The following is an 18443-nucleotide window of genomic DNA, read 5'->3' as shown; positions in this document are numbered from 1 at the left end:
CTCAGTAAATGGGTGTCAGAACAGCAGGCTCAGCGCTGTAAAAAACAAAATAACCACAAAACCGTAACGCAATTGTTTTACCGGCAGAATATAATTTAATTTTGCACCAAGTGGTGCAAATAGCACACTGGGGATAGCCACAGCGACCACGGCCGGCCAGTAAATAAACCCGGTGGCATAAGCTGGCAGCCCGGACTCGCGGCTACCGGTCAAGATAAAAATAAGGGTGCCGAGGAGGGCGACTGTCAACGTGCATAAGGACGACACCGGGGCAATTTTTCGGGTATTCACCCCGCAGTAAGTCAGGTAGGGAATAATCAGCACGCCACCACCAACCCCTAACAATCCTGATTTAAAACCAATAATCCCTGTCACCAGGGCATTAATCCACCCGCGAGGGAATTGGCGATGCCGGGTTACTTTCTCTTCGCGAAGCATTTTAACGCCCACCAAGAGTAAAAAGAGACCAAAAATAATTTCCAGCACCCGCGTCGGAATAAACGAGGCACTGACAGCACCGGCAATTACACCCACGAAAATACCCGGCCATAAGCGATGATAAACCCCCCACAGGATATCGCCCAGTTTAAGGTGGGAATAAATGGACGATTGCGAGGTAAAGATCATCACCGCTAATGATGTCCCCGCCGCAAAATGCATGCTTAAGGAAGGGGGAATCACGTCTTGCTGCTGGAAAATAAAAAGCAGGGCCGGCACCACTACAAGGCCGCCGCCAATGCCGAGTATGCCCGACAACAAACCGGCAATCACACCGGCTGTGGCATAAATCAGCGAGGTGAATAAAAAATCCGGCATCTAGGACCGCCCGGCCCGAATCAGCCCGCCCAGGCCTTCCGACTCCAGCGCGCGCTGCAGGTGCAGGCGTATGGCCTGAGGATGTTCAAGCTCAAGCACCTCGGCTAAAATTTTACGGGCATTGGCTAATGAGAAATTGCGAATCACCCATTTAACGCGAGGCAAACTGACCGAATTCATGCTTAAAATATCGAAGCCCATGGCCATTAATAAAATAACCGCCAGGGGATCGCTGGCCATCTCGCCGCAAATGCTGACCTCGACGCCCGCGGCATGCCCGCCTTCCACCACTTTCATCAAGGTCTGCAGCATGGCCGGGTGAAAGGCGTCGTACAGGCCGGCAACCCGGGCATTGTTACGATCGACTGCCAATAAATACTGCGTTAAATCATTGCTGCCGACAGACAGAAAATCAACACGTTTCGCCAATTCACGAGCCAGATAAACCGCGGCGGGTACTTCCACCATCACACCAAGACGGGGTTTTTCAATGTTGCAGCCTTCTTCCAGTAATTCGCGATAAGCCTGTTCAATCAACAAGATGGCTTCCTCCACCTCGCCCAGGGTTGTCACCATTGGCAACATGATTTTAAGGTTATTCAATTCTTCACTGGCCCGCATCATGGCACGGATCTGCATTAAAAACACATCGGGATGATCCAGGGTGATGCGGATGCCCCGCCAGCCTAAATACGGGTTATCTTCTTCGACCGGGAAATAAGGCAGGGTTTTATCGCCGCCAATATCCAGAGTGCGCATGGTGACATAACGCGGTGCGAATGCCTTTAGAATTTGCCGGTAAATGATGTGTTGTTCGTCTTCGGAAGGAAACCTGTCGCGGCTCATGAATGGAATTTCAGAGCGGTAAAGACCGACCCCCTCAGCGCCAACACTCATGGACAGACCCGCGTCCATGGCCAGACCGGTATTCACCTGGAGAGAAACGCGGTAATTATCCAGGGTTTCTGCCGGCTTGTCGCGCAGACTGACCAAACTCTGATTCAAGGCTTCCTCTTCTTTGGCAAGTTTTTTGAATTCAGCCAATACCGATTTGGACGGCGAAAGATAGATATTCCCGAGAAAGCCGTCGACAATGATGGCCCGACCACTTAACTGCTCGACTTTCAACCCCCTGACACCCATCACGGTGGGCACATCCAGGGCACGCGCTAAAATGGCCACATGAGAGTTATTGGCGCCACGCGCCGACACCACCCCCACCAGCTGGCCTTTGGGCACTTCCGCCAATGCCGAGGCGGGGATTTCCTCCCCAATGAGCACCGTACGGCGCGGGTAAGTAATTTCCTCACGCTGGCCGCGTTGCAGTTCGGCCAGCACTCGCCGGCCAAGATCACGAAAATCGCTGGCGCGCTCTCGCAGGTATTCATCTTCCATGCTTTCAAATTGCTGCACGTGTTTTTTAATGACGACGGACAAGGCAGCCTGGGCGCTTAATTTTTCCTGACGAATGACTTCCTCCACTTCCGCGCCCAGGCTTTCATCATCGAGGATACGAACATACACATCGAACAGGGCATGCTCTTCTTCCGCCACATTGCTTTTCATACGCCGGCTTAAGCGTTGCATGTCTTCGCGAGCAACCTGCAGCGCTTCATAAAAGGTCGTCACTTCCTCATCGACGTCCTCTTCCTCAACCGGAATACGAGGCACGGCATCAATGTCTGCGGGCGGATAAACGACCACAGCACTGCCAATGCCGATACCCGGGACGCTGCCTATTCCGCTTAATGAAGTCTGTACTACATCAGCCTTCTGTGCGCCGATGGGTTTGGGCTGAGTAAGTTCGGCCAGTTCCCCTGTTGCCTCGGCATGGGCAATAATGCCACCGAGCTGGGCGGCGAGCGTAATTAAAAACGCCTCTTCCGCGTCGTCGAAACAGCGCCGTTCAGACTGCTGCACGGTAATAACGCCGTATAATTTACGATGCTGAATAATGGGCACACCAAGAAATGCTTTAAACTGCTCCTCTTCAAGCAGCGGATCATGGTGAAAATCAGGATGATTGGGCGCATCCTCGACATTGATGGGTTCTTCACGTCGCCCTACCAGGCCAATGATGCCGCTGTCCAAACCCACCCGGACACGAAACTGGGCCTGTTTGTTTAATCCATCAGTCGCAATCAGGACATACTCGGCATGTTTGCTGTCAATGAGGTAAACAGAGACAGCATCGGTATCAACAGCTTTTCTAACCCGTTGTACCAATATGTCCAAAGCCTCTGTCAAATGGTTGGCTGTGGTGACGTCCTGTACGATGCGCTTGAGAATTTTTAACATTTATCGATTATGATTACCTCGCTTGCGGCGGTGGCTGAATGGGCTACGGCGTTTTTTTAATAAATACTCAAGTTCTTTCATTGCCTGAGCATACACTTGTCGTTTAAAAAAAATAACCTGCGCTGGCGGCTCGTTGTAATCAATCCAGCGCCAGCTGTCAAACTCGGGTGAGTCGCTTAAATCAAGACGCACTTTCTGCTCACTGGCGACTAACCGCAACAGGTACCATTTTTGCTTTTGACCAATGACCAAGGGTTCGCTGCCATGGCGCAGATATTGTTTGGGGAGGCGGTATTTAAGCCAGCGCCGGGTAGAGCCTAAGACTTCGATGTCTTCTTTATCAAGTCCCACTTCCTCCCGCAACTCGCGAAACATGGCATCCAGCGCGGTTTCCCCCTGCGCTAAACCGCCCTGAGGAAATTGCCAGGCATCATGACCATGCCTTCGCCCCCAAAAAACCCGTCCAGAGTCATTAACCAGGATGATCCCTACATTCAGCCGATACCCGGCACGATCAATCACCATCTCATCACTGCTTAGACTAAATCACTAATGGCATAATTTTTCCATAAACTGCAAGACCTTGGCAAATAAATCTGCGATTATTGTTGACTGAACGGATAAGGGGCCAAATCTGACCTCTCCGCGGATTCCTCCTGGGGATGTTGTGCAGTTGGATTAAGGCACAGACCATACAGCGCATACAAGGATGGAAAATCGGACGGTTTGGGCTCAGGCGTTACCGTTTGAATATCGAGAGAAACGTCCTGGATGGCGGCGTCCACTCGAAGCGTTGTGATTACCTCTGAGGTTAAATGAAGTGCGCTACGCAGCAATTCTCCGCGATAGGGAATCTGATTTTCACAGACAGCCATGTAAAATTGCGTGATTTCGGCAATAACCGTGTCCATGAATGCCGGTAGAATAGTCAGCGTGCCGGCCAAAGATGAATAGGTGTATTGATTATCGAACAAGTCAGCCGCCATGCCTTTAAGTAAACGCTGCCATTCGGAATCCATCGCAAAAAACAACAGCGAACTGTTTGGGTATTTTTTGTAGCAATCCTTAATCACCCGGGCAGCCTGTTCAAATTGATTAGCGAGGTGAGCTGCCTGCAGTTTCATGGCATGATCAAACTCCTCCTGCCCCTCTCGAATAGACGCCAGCAAGGTTTTAATGACCTGGGCATTGTCTTTGGCCTCATGAAAAAGCAGGGCAGCATCGTATTGCGACTGCTGTGTTTCCTTGTGGATACGCGTGGCCTTTTCCAGACAGCCTTTGTGGCTCTCCACTTTTAAAAACGGGTAATTACAACAGTAAATTTCATAAATACTTAAATACACCCGATAAATACTCAAGGCATCGGCAAATTGCTGCATAAAAAGCTGAGCCTTCGGCGTGTACGGTTTTTCCGGTTGAAATTCATACTGCGTATTTACCCGTTCAAGCAATAGCGCGCTCTGGGTAACCTGGTAATCCAGTGCGTCGGTAATGCTTATTCGGACTGGCGACTGTGACTGCAGTTCATCAGCGCGCTCCGCCAGCATTTGTTCTTCAGGCAAACAGCTTTCCATACCCGGTTTAATGCTCTCCCAGTCAAACCATTGCTGCCCGCTCGCTGCTCTTTCATACAAATCCTGGTTTTTTTCATTAAAAAAATAGCTGCAGAGCTGTAATCTTACTTTTTTTAATGCCTTTAAGTAGTTTTCTCTCCGCGCTTCGAGCGGGGAGAAAACCTTCTCCATCTGAAGTTGCAATTCTTCCAGTTTACTTTTAGCCATGCCGCTCTCCTTGACATCATCCCTGGCGGTAATTTCATCACTACGAATCGAAGGCTGTCAAGGCGATTATTATTTTTGCGTAAATGTCACGTCATTCTGGAAGACTCCAGGCAATGAACGCTATAATTAAGAACTAATAAATCAATCCTCATCATGAAAAAAAGAATACTTATTATCAATACCGGCGGCACCATCAGCTCCGTGAAAACCGAACACGGTTACGAACCGGCGGAAGGTTATGTGTCCGCGGCCCTGGCGCTGGTGCCGGCCTTGCGTCATCAGGAGATGCCGTTCTACTCCATTAAAGAATACAAGCCGCTGCTTGATTCTTCCAACATGACGCTCAATGACTGGAACTTAATCGCTCGTGACATTGCTGACGAATATGCGCACTACGACGGCTTTGTTGTCTTTCATGGGACCGACACCATGGCTTACACCGCCTGTGCGCTGTCTTTTATGCTTGAAAATTTAGCCAAGCCCGTCATCATTACCGGTTCGCAGATTCCTTTAGCCGAAGTGCGTAATGACGCAGTGGACAATGTGGTCACCTCGCTGTGGTTGTGTGCCCATCAGCCGATCAATGAGGTTTGCATTTACTTTAACCAACGCCTGTTGCGTGGTAATCGCTCCCGCAAAATCAGTGCGCAACGTTTCGATGCATTCGACTCGCCCAATTATCCGCATCTGGCTTCCATCGGCATCAACATTGAATTGCATCACGACAATTTGCTGCCCCTTCCTTCAAAACCCTTTCACCTGCAACCCATACAACCGCATTTTATTGCCAATTTTCGCCTGTTTCCGGGTTTTGCAGCGGATGTGCTTCACTACCTGTTGCAGCAACCCTTGCAGGGGCTGGTGTTAGAAACCTATGGCGCCGGCAACGCGCAAAATAAGGATCCCCGTTTTTTAAGTATTCTCAAGGAAGCCTGCGATCGCGGCATCATCATCGTGAATTGCACCCAATGCCAGCAGGGGCGAGTCGAGATGAATCAATACGCCACAGGTCATACATTAAAAGAAGCAGGGTTAATCAGCGGTCATGACATGACGCCGGAAGCGGCGCATTGCAAGCTGCTTTACCTTTTGAGTAAAAACCTGACTCCCGAAGAAGTCAGGGAACGCATGGAGATGAACTTGTTTGGGGAGCTCAGTCATTAAACTAGCTGTTGTAAGTGGTCGCGGTATGTAGCTCTTCCTTACTTTCTTCCTTGTCGCCCCCTAACTCTTTGATGGCCATCAGAATGCATTTTTTTAGCTCCCCGGAATGAGGACCCAGTGCAGGACCTGAAACAGTTGCCGAGGCAAAAAAGGAAATGGTCACCGGAATTTCCAGGTTCGTACCATGATGTTCAACCAGTTCTTTATTTTTAAGCAGCAGGCGTCGAAGAAATTCGAGTACTCGTTTAGTGCAGACCTCTCTATAATCCTCAAGGTCTTCTTTAATTGTTTTGAGATCTTTGTCGCATTCCCTGATATAACTCACCACAGCATCCTGTTTTTGTTTTTCCAGGAGATTGAGGGAGGTGATTTTGGGATTATGGGTAATGGTTTTTAGTGTGCTTTGCGAGTTATCCCGGTTTTCTTTTACTTTGTAGGCCAGATAAACGCCGGCCCAGTAGCGAAACACGGTTAAAGGATGTCGCTCTGAAGCTTTGGTGTTGTAGGGAATGTCCAATAAACCGGCTGCGTCAAAACGATCATACAGTTGCGTAAGCAGGGTACTGACCTCACTCATGGCAGGCCCAAAAGTCCCCTCGGAATAGCCTTTTTGATCGGCTTTTTCTCGTGCTTTTCTCCGGCATTCACTCAATAAATGATTTAATGCCTCGACATTTTTTTCATCCGATTCATCCGATGCCAGATTGCGAATGTCCGTCCGTAATATGTCTGTCAACTCGCGCTTGCTTTGAGACAAGCCTTCATCACGGCCTAGCCCCAACCAACTGCACACCGTATTACCTACACTTTTATCTGAAGCCACTGACGTATCACTTATCTTGGTCAGTTCCTTTATGAGGTATTCTTTCGCTATTTCAAGAAAAATAGTCATTGCACTACTCCTTTTGTCGCAATTTTTTTATCATATCAGTAATTTCAGGATTCGCAACATAAATGCAGACTGTTTAATTCGGCTACGGCCAACACATAAACACGACATAACGCAAGGATTAATTTATTCATGTCATTAGAGATAGTTATTTTAGCGGCCGGGATGGGCAAACGAATGTATTCCGATTTACCCAAAGTCCTTCACCCCCTGGCCGGCAAACCCATGCTTGAGCGGGTGGTGGAAACGGCACAACAGCTGCATCCCCAGGGAATTCATGTCATTTATGGCCACGGCGGACAGCAGATCAAAGAGGCGCTTTCGCATCTGTCCGTCAACTGGGTAGTGCAGGAGCAACAACTGGGCACAGGGCATGCCCTGCTTAAAGCCCTGCCTCACTTACATCCAAAGGCGCAAGTTCTCGTGCTTTCAGGTGATGTGCCTTTGATTCAGGCGGATACTTTAAAGGCGCTGGTGGCTTCGGCAACAGAGGCTCAGGCCTTGACCCTGCTGCTCGCCACATTGGCGGATCCCACCGGCCTGGGCCGCATCGTTCGCAACCCCAATCAAGCCATTGAAGCCATCGTTGAGGAAAAGGATGCGACACCCAAACAACGCCAAATCCGCGAAATCTACAGCGGCATCTGCTGTGCGCGGGTCAGTGACCTCGCTCGCTGGTTGCCCCGGTTAACCAATGATAACGCGCAGGGAGAATACTACCTCACCGAAATCATTACCCTGGCGGTGAACGAAGGCCAAACCATCGGCTCCATGCCTACCCCGCACGTGTTTGAAATTCAAGGCGTCAATAATCGCCTGCAGTTACAACAACTGGAGCGCGTCTGGCAGCAGTATCAGGCCGAAAAACTCATGCTTCAGGGCATTGGCATTGCCGATGCAGCACGGATTGACATTCGCGGCGAATTAGAATGCGGCAAAGACGTTTTCATTGATGTGAATTGCGTTTTTTCAGGAAAAGTGACGCTCGGCAAAGGCAGTCGTATAGGCCCTCATTGTACCTTGACCAATGTCACCCTGGGGGAGAATTGCGAAGTCCTCGCCAACAGCGTGCTGGAGGGGGCGGTGCTCGGTGATCACTGTCAGGTCGGCCCTTTTGCTCGCCTGCGTCCGGGCACCCGTCTAGCTGAACACTGCAAAATAGGTAATTTTGTTGAAACTAAAAACGCGGTGTTTGACATCGGCAGTAAAGCCAGTCATTTAAGCTATCTGGGTGATGTCACCTTAGGCAAAAAGGTCAATGTCGGCGCGGGGACCATTACCTGCAATTATGACGGCGTCAACAAACATCAAACCATTATCGAGGACGGGGTATTTATCGGCTCAGACACGCAATTGGTCGCACCAGTCACAGTGGGTGCCCATGCCACCATTGGCGCTGGCAGCACCATTCGCAAAAATGTCCCGTCCGGCGAACTGACCCTTACTGAAAGTCGGCAAAAAACCGTCTTTGGCTGGAAACGGCCTATTAAAAAAGAACAGTAAACAGATTACGCCGGCAGGTTTTTAAATCTTGCCGGCCCGGCTGTCCATAAGGCCCAGCGCCTGCCGCTTCCTTACAACGCGGTAGAGCCAGAACACCAGAGGCAACCCTAAAACTACCATCACCAATTTATAAACCCAGCTCGTAATCGCCAGACTGAAAATCTGCTCATAGGGGTAAATGCCGGCAAAAAGCAGGCTGTAGTTGACCAGGCATAACAGGGAAATGGCAATACTGTTAGCGACAAACAGACGCAGGCTCTGGTTTCCCCCTGCGTAGCCGCTTTCCTTTAGGTTCTTAAGCAGCACGGCATTGCAGGTCAAAGTGACAAACAAGGCCAGGGTAGTTGCTGTGATGCGGCGGGGCATAATGAAATGGTAAAAGGGATTGAGATCAAAATAGGCGGGTGAAGGGAGAATGATTGTAGTCATCAACAACACATCAAAGGTTAATTCACTCAGTAATACCACAAACATCAGACGCAAATTGGCGCGATAATCATAAATCTCGCCCACCAGATTACTGGCAACCAGTAGAAACGGCGACAGGATGCCGCTGGCTGGTAAGGTCCAGCCATTGTTAAATGAAACCAGCCGGTACTCGCAGGCCAAGCAGATCAACGTAATGACGACGGAAAAGCCAAGCAGGTAATGGTAAAAGGGGGACAGCAGATAATCCGGCGGAGCCGCTCGGCGAAATAGCCGCAAACGGCTTCCAAACAATAAACCGGCCAGATACAGAATACTGGCGCTGAACATGATGCCGGAAGCAATCATGAGGGAATCGATGTAGATCTGCTGAAAATTAGGTACCTTCGGATCAGAGAAGAGCAGAAAAAAATCCAGAGTAAAAAAACTGAATCCGCCGAATAAAGCCAGCAACAGCCGCTTGCGGGGCGACGCGAAGGTGTCATTCTGAGGAGAGCAGCACAGCAGATGGGGGATATAAAAGCTCAAGCCAAATGCGAGCGTAGCGGCGAAAAACTTCTTGGGAATGTCTTCAAAAACAATCTGATAAGCCATGTTGTCGCGGACATAATCGACAGAAGGCAGATTGACTAACAAATAAACCCCGATGGAGAACAGATAAAGGGCAAGCAGCGATTGATGAAGCACCTGCCGTTGCTGGGGCAACGTGCATCCTTTCAAAACCAGCAGATAAAAACAGGCCACCAGAGGGCAAAGCACGCTGCTGGCTGTAAATACCATCCCCTGAAGGCTGATGATTTTAAAGGACACATTAATGAGCAGCGGCAGAAAGGTCATCATGGCCACAGAAAGGATGAGGTAATGACGAGGCTGAGATGAAGTCATAGGAATATCATGCAATTTGCCAATCTGAGGGCAAAATAAAGCCTTTACCGTGGCTGTTTACAAATTGTCCACTAATATAGCATTATTTCCATTATTGTGGCAAATTTATTGCAAGCTGCACCCCTCCTCTTCCGAATCCTCCTCAACCTCCAGGGTGGTTGATGGGTTGGAATCCCCGCGTTCATTGATTGTAAATGACGGGAAAAACAGGCAGGAATACCCTGAATGAGTACAGGGGGTTTTAGGCGGTTGGTAGTAGGCACTCATTTCCTTATGGAACTCGCTGCTCTGTTTTCGGCAATCCTCAAGCAGAATGCAGGCTGTTTCCGGGGGTTCTTCGTTCACAAACTGCCGCAGGCGCTCATGGCCAATCATGGCATTGTGATCAATTAAGGCAAACACTTCTTTTTCTATCATCAGCATTTCTTTTACAGCTGCCTCTTTTTGCCCTGGATTTTTTAAAAAAACAAACTCTTTTTTAAAGAAATCAGCCGTCGACAAAACAAAGTAACTTTCATCCTGTTTGATGTAAAGAATCATCAGGCCTAACAGCAGCTTTGCAAAGGCATCAGCGTCCCATTGCCGTTTATGGTAGTTTCTATCGGATTTAAACTGGGTAATAAAATGGTGATTCAGCACTGCATCTTTAAGCGTGCCTCCCAAAATACGGTTGGCCCGCGTGGCATATTTCAGTAAATCAAACGTGTAAAGCGGCGCATCCTTGTCGATCACCAGCTTAAGCTTCAATTGATTCATTTTAACCTTTAGCAGGTCGATGATCGAAGCCGGCATTACTCCGAGCAACACAGCGGGTAAGGAGAAGTAAAAATGCTCCGTTACCGCCAGAACAGTCTCCTCATCGAGTTTTTTGTCTAACGGCAAACGAAGTACGGCATTCTGCAAATGGTCAAGGAAAAGGTACCCGGTCCCGGACTTAAAAAAATGAGGCGGCAAGGGGGCTGCATTCACAGCACTGAACAGCGATAAGGATGGATTTTCAAGCTGTCTTGTCAACGATGCCTTGAGGATGACGGTAACATCAGCCGGCTTTAACGGGCTGTTGATTTCCCATAAGAAAAGATAAAGCCGCTCTGAGGCGACAATTAAATCATCTTCTGTCTTTTGATTGAGGGATAAATCATACACTTCCTTGTGCAGTTGAATATAGAATTCCTGACCGGAAGAGGTCTTGAAAAACCCGTTCGGAAACTGCTTGAAATCGCTTAAGTCTAAAAGGGGAGGGACTTTCTCGTTTAAGTGGGTTTTTAATGTATTTGCAATGGCGAGGATCAAATGACTGATAGCCGTCCGGGTTAATTGAACGCCTGCCAGTCCCCATAAAATCAGATAAAGTCGGTCGGCTGCGGCCGCAATCTCACGGGTATTATTGTCCTCACCGCGGACCAGCAGATGATACAATTCCTTTTCGATATGCAGGGCAAATGTCTGGCAGACGTCGGTCGTCCACCACGAATTGACGCCGCCAATTTTTTGATATAACACCCGTGCGGTTTCGTTGGGTATGTCGCTCATGTGCGCAATAGCCTGGAGAATAAGAGCATCATCATCATTGGGCAGGGTGTAAATTCCATGGAGAATGTCTAGCAATTTGCTCAACACGCCAAAGCAGGTTTCCAGCGACAGCAGTCCTTTGCCCTCATCGATGTGCTGAACAACCTGGTTAAACATCCGAATCACTTCTCGTCGGAGCGCGTCTTCAGCCGGTGTTTCAGGCCCAAGCGATTGCTCTTCAGCAGACGAATCACTGCTTACCGACTGTTCTTCCTCCGTGACACTCTCTTCCTGAACACCGGTCTCCTCATTCAGGGGAGTTCCCTCATAAATGAAAAGGTCTTCGCAGACAGACCCTCCCCCTTCCTTTTTTTTCAGATCCGGCGTGCCTTGCGCTTTAAGAGGCTTTGTGTTTGGCCATTTTAATAATGACATCGTCTCTCTGATGCACTCCTCGGCCTCCGTGAGCAGTTCGCTCAGTGGTGTTCTATTCTGCGGATTCCTCTGGGTTAGAAAATAGTCATACGCCAAGTCGCTTAACTCGGTCTTCATTCGCCACAGGCGTTCTTTATTGCCCTGGTAGTCAATCACGCCCAAATTGACGCCATACAATGCAGAGACCCCTCTGATTTCAACCGGGATATTACTGGCACAAACCTCCAGAGAATGCTCAAGGATGATATCGACATAGAATTTGGCCGCTTCACGTTCTTTTTCCGACACGTAATGATCAACAAGGCGATACAGCAGTTTATAAAACCATTCCATGGTGCTAGAAACTGAAGGAGTGATACCCTATCATGTCACAATAACCTGCCCACTGAAAGGATTGTTCATGGCGAAATATCGACGCAAGGCTTCGGCAAAAAGCGGCATGCTCCCTGGTTCCGCGGTGTATGTCGGGGACAAGGAACCGCAAGCAACGCACGTCAGCATCCATGTGTTTGATGCCGACGCCTATCATCGCTATGACCACTTTAATGCTGTAAAAATTCATGAAGCGCTTGCTGCCCACCAGAATGTCTGGGTGGATGTGCAGGGCCTTTCAGACAGCAGCAGGATTGCAGACTGGTGTACTGAGTTCCATGTTCATCCGCTGGTCATTGAGGACATCTTAAATACTCATCAGCGCCCCAAGCTCGACATCCTGGATGACAGCCTCTTTATTGTCCTGCAATTACTGGACACTTCGGGCGACGAGGTGACTTACCAGCGGGAGCAATTCAGTATGCTGCTTCGCAAAAACCTGCTGCTCACCTTCCGTGAATCGTCGCGTTTTAACCTGGCTTCGCTGGATGAGCGCTTAAGTAATCCCCATTCATTGGTTTGTCAGCACCGCATGGAGTACCTGGCCTATCTGCTCATGGATACCATTGTTGATGATTACTTTAATTTTGTGGAAGAGACGGAGAAGAAATTAGGCGAAATTGAAGACATCATTATCATTAACCCCTCTGCCATCTCATTGCGCGAACTCTATACCATCAAGCGCCGCACCCTGACGCTTCGCAAAATTATCGCCCCCATGCGCGACATCGTTCATCTGCTGCTAACCGAGCATGCCCGCCTGATTGATCCCCATTATTACCTTTATTACCGTGACCTGCACGATCACAGCATTCGCCTGGTTGAATTGATTGATCTGCACCGTGAAATGTCAACCGGCATGCTGGAAATATACCTGTCGGCCGTCAATAATCACATGAACGAAACCATGAAAATCCTAACGCTGTTTGCGAGTCTGTTTATCCCCCTGTCATTCATTGCCGGGGTTTACGGCATGAATTTTGAATTTATGCCGGAATTAAAATGGCGTTATGGTTACCCCGCCATTTTAACCTTGATGATCCTGCTCGCCATGCTGATGTTTTATTTTTTCAAACGCAAAAAGTTGTTGTAACCCCTTTAGAACAAGGGGTATTGCTTTAACCCAGGGGATCCTTCCCCAGACTTTTGCTGCTGGAATTGGAAGTGATACCCATCAGGCTCGCCGGATCTAAATCGTCTGCATTCTGGCGACTCGCGTTCCTTACAAAAAAATCACCGGTTAGTGGATCTTTTCCCTGACTTTTGCTGACGGAATTGGAACTTATCCCTATCAGGCTACTCGGATCTAAATCTGCATTTTGGGGACTCGGGGGCTTTGCAAAAAAACCACCAGATATCAGCAGACTCGGAGAATAATCCTCGTTGTCGCGCGGGGTTGCACTTTTTTCTGGCTGAAGTTGTGGCGTTGATCCCTCCCTGGGGTCAACCGCTTCGGGCTTCTCTGTCTTATCTTTTTTTTGAGGAGAAGGGAGATGCAGGTATTCCATCTGCATTAAATTGTCCGCTTCCGGCAGATCGACAATGTGCATCGCCTCCAGACGTCGGCGGAAATCCGACAAGCGGTTCATGAATGGCTTATTGCCCATCAGTTTCAAGACAAAGGCCACAACACCCGGCGGTGCTCCCAGGAGCCCGGCGACTTTCGACGATATTTTGGGTATTTTGGTGGCTGTGGCAACAAGCAGCTTTTCACTGTATTTTTCGATAAACTGAATCGCCGTAATTATCCTGGTGCGCAGACTTTCCCAATTGGGTTCGACCACCGGATCGCGATAAAACGCCTTTTTCCCGTGCAGCATGCGAGGAAGAAAGATGATTTTTGCCGTCTGCGTCGATGGATGGTACCAGAGGGTTTTCCCCACGGCGAATACTTTTGCCCAGGGGATAACCGATTCGTTTTTAAGCATCTCGGGGATTTTGGCCTTCAGTCCATAGCCCAGGATATCCAGTCCTACCTGCAGGCCGGACTTGTAAAGTCGGATGGGATCAGGCACTTGCCGTTTTGATTCAGCAACGGGCGGTGGAAGGCGCATGTGCGCGGCAACAGCAATAAGCAGCACCACCGCTGTCTGGTTGATGATGGTTTCATACAATGCCCTGGGTACTCCCGTCGTGTCTTCAATAAAACCATTGGCGAAATACGACAGGATCGTATGGGTCGTACCCAGTACCCAGGCATATTCAGGGTATTCTTGCAAATAGGCTTGCACATGCTTTGGGGCCATGCCTTTTAAAACCGACGCTAGAACGTAGTCGCCTGTGTGCTTGGAGACCAGGCCGTTACCGATTACAGGTCCCACGATCGGAATTCGTTTAACTCCCTGTCTGATCGAGAGATCAGTCAGGATGTACTTAACCTGGTCACTCAATGCGCCAATGATGCTGCTTAATTTCGATTCCTTTTTGCTGATTTCCCCCATTTTGTCCAATTGCGGATTGCCCGAGGTAATGGTGCCGCTCGCCTCAATGGAGACGGTAGCCAAGCGGATACCAATCTGGATCCGTTTACGGAGGGCGTAGGCCTCGTGAGTTGTCCTCAAGAGCATCAGGGCCAGTGATAATGCCGTACTGGTGCTTAGCCAGGGCTGCCCTTCGCTGCCTTCCAATGCGGCGAGCAGCAGCGATTCAAGGTTTTTTTCGATTTGGTAAGCGAGGATCAAAGCACCACCATCCTCAATACCAATGCGGGCAAGATGCCCAAAGGTCCGTCGGGTTTTAGGATGCACGGCGGCTGCCTTTAACACGTGGGGCAAGGCTGCCACCTCTTCTGTCAGCCCGATGAGTGTATTATACGTGAACGTCGCCGTCTCCCCCGCGACCGCGGGTAAAGACATTGAATTCAAAGTGTATTTAAATTTTACCGCCTGCGTCCAGGCTGACTGTGCCCAATCACTGGCTGTTTTCCAAACATCATTCCATCCCATTTAGCTCTCCTGCAAACGGTGAGAATACCATTCTAAGGGCGAATGCCTACTAATTACCAGATCCGCCGGTTTTTTTTACGAAGGAAATTTATTTTGTTTTATCAGGGTATTCGCACAAATCGTGGATAAGGCACTGGGGACAACGGGGCTTGCGGGCGACACAGACATAGCGTCCATGCAGAATCAACCAATGGTGGGCATCCTGCAGAAATTCCTTATCCACCCTGGCCAGTAAATTCATTTCCACCGCAAGCGGTGTCTTACCCGGCGCGATGCCGGTGCGATTAGCCACCCTGAAAATGTGCGTATCCACCGCCATGGTAGGCTGACCGAAGGCAGTATTGAGCACCACATTGGCGGTTTTTCGGCCGACCCCGGGTAACGACTCCAGGGCCTCGCGGTTATCCGGCACCTGGCCGTGGTAGCGTGTCAGCAGAATCTGGCAGGTTTTAATGACGTTGGCGGCTTTGCTGTTATAGAGTCCGATGGTTTTAATGTACTCTTTTAATCCATCCTCCCCCAGCGCAAGCAAGGCCTGCGGAGTATTGGCAACGGGGAAAAGACGGGCTGTTGCCTTGTTGACGCTGATGTCAGTCGCTTGCGCCGACAACATCACGGCAATCAGCAGTTCAAACGGTGAACGGTAATGGAGTTCCGTGGTGGGGTGCGGGTTTTGGGCGCGAAAGCGCTCAAAAACAAGCCGTCGTTTGCTTTTATTCATTGGTTTTCTTTTTTGCTTCAACCCGAGCCAGCGCCTGCAGAATATAATCCTGCTTTGCCTTTAAATCCTGTTGATTGCTTTCCTTAAGAGCCAATCGGCTTTTTTGACGGTATTGCTGTTGTTTTTCATGTTCTTCCCGCAAAAGACGCGTTTGGCGAGCGCGATGGCGCTGACGCGCCAGTTGGCGATCATACTGGGGCTTCTCAAGCGGCTGCAAATCAATGCAATCCACGGGGCAGGGATCAACACATAAACCGCATCCCGTGCATTCATGAGTGATAACGGCATGCATGCGTTTGGCACTGCCCAGGATGGCATCCACAGGGCAAACCTGAATGCATTTGGTGCAGCCGATGCATTCAGCCTCGCGAATACGCGCAAGCGCCGGGGGACGGGTATTGAGTTCTACTTCGGCAAGCAGAGGCTTAACATCCACGTTCAGCAATTGGCCTAAGGCCTTAACGGTATTAATTCCCCCCGGCGGGCAGCGATCGATGGTGGTCGTACCTTGGGCCAGGGCTTCAGCATAAGGCAAACAACCGGCATAACCGCATTCCCCGCATTGCGTCTGAGGCAAGCGGGCGTCAATCTCTTCAACCGTGGCCATTATTTGACTTTCATACCGGGTTCTGCACCCTCGTCTGGATTGAGCAAAAAGAGTCCTTTGCCGTCGCCTGCCGCCAACACCATGCCTTCCGATACGCCAAAACGCATGGTACGAGGTGCCAGATTAGCGACCATCACCGTCAATCGGCCAACCAGTTGCTCCGGCTGATAGGCGCTCTTGATACCGGCAAACACCTGTTTTTGTTGCTCGCCCAAATCGAGTTGAAGCCGCAGCAATTTGTCAGCGCCTTCCACGGGTTCGGCCGCAATGATGCGGGCTATGCGTAAATCGATTTTGCTGAAATCGTCAATTGAGATTGTGTCTTCCTGAGCGGAATTCTGCATTTTCTTTTCCTCACTGGGCTTCACGGCCGTTGATTTGCCTTCATTCAGCATGGCATCAATTTTTTCGCGTTCAACACGGGTTATCAAGGGAGTGAAGGGGTGAATGATATGATCAAGCAAAGGAGTATCCACAGTAAACCAGTCAAACGGCGCACAATTTAAAAACGCTTCCGCCTCCCTGGCCATGTCAGGCAGAACGGGTTTTAGGTAAGTCATGAGCACCCGGAATAAATTGAGACCCATGGTGCAAATGCGCTGCACCTCGGGAAGATGCTCATTGTCTTTAGCGAGCGTCCAGGGTTTATTGGCATCGATGTATTGATTCACCCGATCGGCGCATTCCATGATCAGTCGGACAGCACGGGCATAATCGCGTTGCACCAACGCGTCAATCACCGCCGGCTTAACCGCCAGTAAATCCTGGTAAAGCGCAGGCTCAGACAATTCGGCGGCCAGGCGATTATCAAAGCGTTTGTTAATGAATCCCGCGCAGCGGCTGGCAATGTTCACGACCTTTCCGACCAGATCCGCGTTAACGCGATTAATGAAATCATCAAAATTTAAATCCAGATCGTCGACGCGCCCGTTCAGTTTGGCCGCAAAGTAATAACGCAGGTATTCTGGATGCAAATGCTTAAGGTAAGTCCGCGCTTCGATAAACGTGCCGCGCGATTTGGACATTTTCTGGCCTTCCACGGTTAAAAACCCATGGGTATAAACCGCGGTAGGCAAGCGGTGGTTGCTGCCCGCCAGCATTGCCGGCCAGAACAGGGCGTGGAAATAGACAATGTCTTTACCGACAAAATGATACAGCTCCGTTTGAGAATTTTTATCCCAGAATTCGTCAAACGACAGCCCTTGTTGGTCGCAGTATTTTTTAAAGCTGGCCATGTAGCCGATTGGGGCATCCAGCCACACGTAAAAATACTTGTCCGTTTGACCTGGAATGGGAAAGCCGAAATAGGGTGCATCCCGCGAAATATCCCATTGTTTTAAGCCGGCGGCAAACCATTCATCCAGCTTGTTGGTGACTTCCGGCTGCAGATGGCCTTTCCGCGTCCAGTCTTTTAAAAGTTGCTCGTAGCGCGGCAAATCAAAAAAATAATGCTCCGATTCTTTTTCAATCGGGGTGGCGCCGGAAATGGCGGACACGGGATTCACCAAATCCGTCGGCGCATACGTCGCACCACAGGCCTCACAATTATCACCGTACTGATCGCTCGCACCGCACTTGGGGCAGGTGCCTTTGACATACCGGTCGGGCAGGAACATCGCCTTCAATGGATCATAAGCCTGACGAATGGTTTTGGTCACGATGTCGCCATTGGCTTTAAGCCGTTCGTAAATTAAACCCGCCAGGGCCTGGTTTTCCGGGGAATGGGTGGTATGGTAATAATCATAAGCAATAGCAAAAGCTTTAAAATCCTGTTCATGGCTGGCTTTCATTTCCGAAGTCAGCGCCTCAGGCGTCACCCCCATCTGCTCAGCCTTGAGCATGATCGGCGTACCGTGCGCATCATCCCCGCAAATACTGATGCACTGATGCCCCAGCATTTTATGGGTACGAACCCAGATGTCGGTTTGAATGTGTTCAACGAGATGGCCCAGATGCAAATGGCCATTGGCATAGGGCAGCGCGCTGGTGACCAGCATTTTTCGAGAATCGCTCATACGTTTGCCTGCGCAGTCAAAATGGCCGATTATACCCCATGACTCTTAAGAATGCATATGAAGAAATAAAAAAA

14 protein-coding genes are annotated in these 18443 nt (G+C 49.7%); 3 read left to right on the top strand and 11 right to left on the bottom strand.

Going from position 1 to position 18443, the window contains the following annotated elements; genetic code table 11:
* Positions 1–15: 15 nt before the first annotated feature.
* From GH742_RS00610 to GH742_RS00595, 4 genes are all read right to left on the bottom strand, one after another.
* On the bottom strand, positions 16–816 hold the full coding sequence (locus GH742_RS00610; RefSeq protein ID WP_203455696.1) for a sulfite exporter TauE/SafE family protein: 801 nt from the start codon (positions 814–816) through the stop codon (positions 16–18).
* Positions 817–3114 (bottom strand): phosphoenolpyruvate--protein phosphotransferase, encoded by a 2298-nt coding sequence (gene ptsP / locus GH742_RS00605; protein ID WP_203455695.1) that lies wholly within the window; start codon positions 3112–3114, stop codon positions 817–819.
* Entirely contained in the window at positions 3115–3636 is a 522-nt protein-coding gene (locus GH742_RS00600) for an RNA pyrophosphohydrolase (protein ID WP_202813759.1), read from the bottom strand.
* A gap of 80 nt (positions 3637–3716) precedes the next feature.
* Positions 3717–4895 (bottom strand): hypothetical protein, encoded by a 1179-nt coding sequence (locus tag GH742_RS00595; RefSeq protein ID WP_203455694.1) that lies wholly within the window; start codon positions 4893–4895, stop codon positions 3717–3719.
* 153 nt (positions 4896–5048) lie between these two features.
* On the opposite strand from GH742_RS00595, the gene ansA reads away from it, so the two are divergent.
* Complete coding sequence (gene ansA, locus GH742_RS00590; protein WP_203455693.1) at positions 5049–6059, top strand: asparaginase; 1011 nt, start codon at positions 5049–5051, stop codon at positions 6057–6059.
* A 1-nt stretch (position 6060) separates the two neighbouring features.
* Here ansA and GH742_RS00585 read toward each other — a convergent pair whose 3' ends face one another.
* Positions 6061–6951, bottom strand: a complete 891-nt coding sequence (locus GH742_RS00585) for a hypothetical protein (protein WP_203455692.1) — start codon at positions 6949–6951, stop codon at positions 6061–6063.
* A 129-nt stretch (positions 6952–7080) separates the two neighbouring features.
* Here GH742_RS00585 and glmU point away from each other — a divergent pair, with 129 nt between their 5' ends.
* A complete protein-coding gene (gene glmU / locus GH742_RS00580) occupies positions 7081–8451 on the top strand; it encodes a bifunctional UDP-N-acetylglucosamine diphosphorylase/glucosamine-1-phosphate N-acetyltransferase GlmU (RefSeq protein WP_203455691.1) in 1371 nt (456 codons plus the stop codon).
* Between the two features lie 21 nt (positions 8452–8472).
* On the opposite strand, the gene GH742_RS00575 is transcribed toward glmU, so the two are convergent.
* Both GH742_RS00575 and GH742_RS00570 read right to left on the bottom strand, forming a co-directional pair.
* On the bottom strand, positions 8473–9762 hold the full coding sequence (locus GH742_RS00575; RefSeq protein ID WP_203455690.1) for a VUT family protein: 1290 nt from the start codon (positions 9760–9762) through the stop codon (positions 8473–8475).
* A 105-nt stretch (positions 9763–9867) separates the two neighbouring features.
* On the bottom strand, positions 9868–12042 hold the full coding sequence (locus GH742_RS00570; protein ID WP_203455689.1) for a hypothetical protein: 2175 nt from the start codon (positions 12040–12042) through the stop codon (positions 9868–9870).
* Positions 12043–12109: 67 nt separating this feature from the next.
* On the opposite strand from GH742_RS00570, the gene corA reads away from it, so the two are divergent.
* Positions 12110–13174, top strand: a complete 1065-nt coding sequence (corA, locus tag GH742_RS00565; protein ID WP_203455688.1) for a magnesium/cobalt transporter CorA — start codon at positions 12110–12112, stop codon at positions 13172–13174.
* A gap of 25 nt (positions 13175–13199) precedes the next feature.
* Here corA and GH742_RS00560 read toward each other — a convergent pair whose 3' ends face one another.
* The 4 genes from GH742_RS00560 to metG form a co-directional block, all read right to left on the bottom strand.
* On the bottom strand, positions 13200–15026 hold the full coding sequence (locus tag GH742_RS00560) for a hypothetical protein (RefSeq protein ID WP_203455687.1): 1827 nt from the start codon (positions 15024–15026) through the stop codon (positions 13200–13202).
* 88 nt (positions 15027–15114) lie between these two features.
* Positions 15115–15747 (bottom strand): endonuclease III, encoded by a 633-nt coding sequence (gene nth / locus GH742_RS00555; RefSeq protein ID WP_203455686.1) that lies wholly within the window; start codon positions 15745–15747, stop codon positions 15115–15117.
* A complete protein-coding gene (locus GH742_RS00550; protein ID WP_203455685.1) occupies positions 15740–16354 on the bottom strand; it encodes an RnfABCDGE type electron transport complex subunit B in 615 nt (204 codons plus the stop codon). Before GH742_RS00550 ends, nth begins: the two co-directional genes overlap by 8 nt.
* Positions 16354–18369: a methionine--tRNA ligase gene (gene metG, locus GH742_RS00545; RefSeq protein ID WP_203455684.1), complete on the bottom strand. Its 2016-nt coding sequence runs from the start codon at positions 18367–18369 to the stop codon at positions 16354–16356. The genes GH742_RS00550 and metG overlap by 1 nt, the downstream gene beginning before the upstream one ends.
* Positions 18370–18443: the final 74 nt, after the last annotated feature.

Origin of the sequence: Legionella sp. MW5194 (genome assembly GCF_016864235.1) — a bacterium.
In the GTDB taxonomy this organism is placed as follows: domain Bacteria; phylum Pseudomonadota; class Gammaproteobacteria; order Legionellales; family Legionellaceae; genus Legionella_C.
Note: the sequence above shows the minus strand (reverse complement) of the source record. Positions and strands in the feature narration are given on the sequence as shown.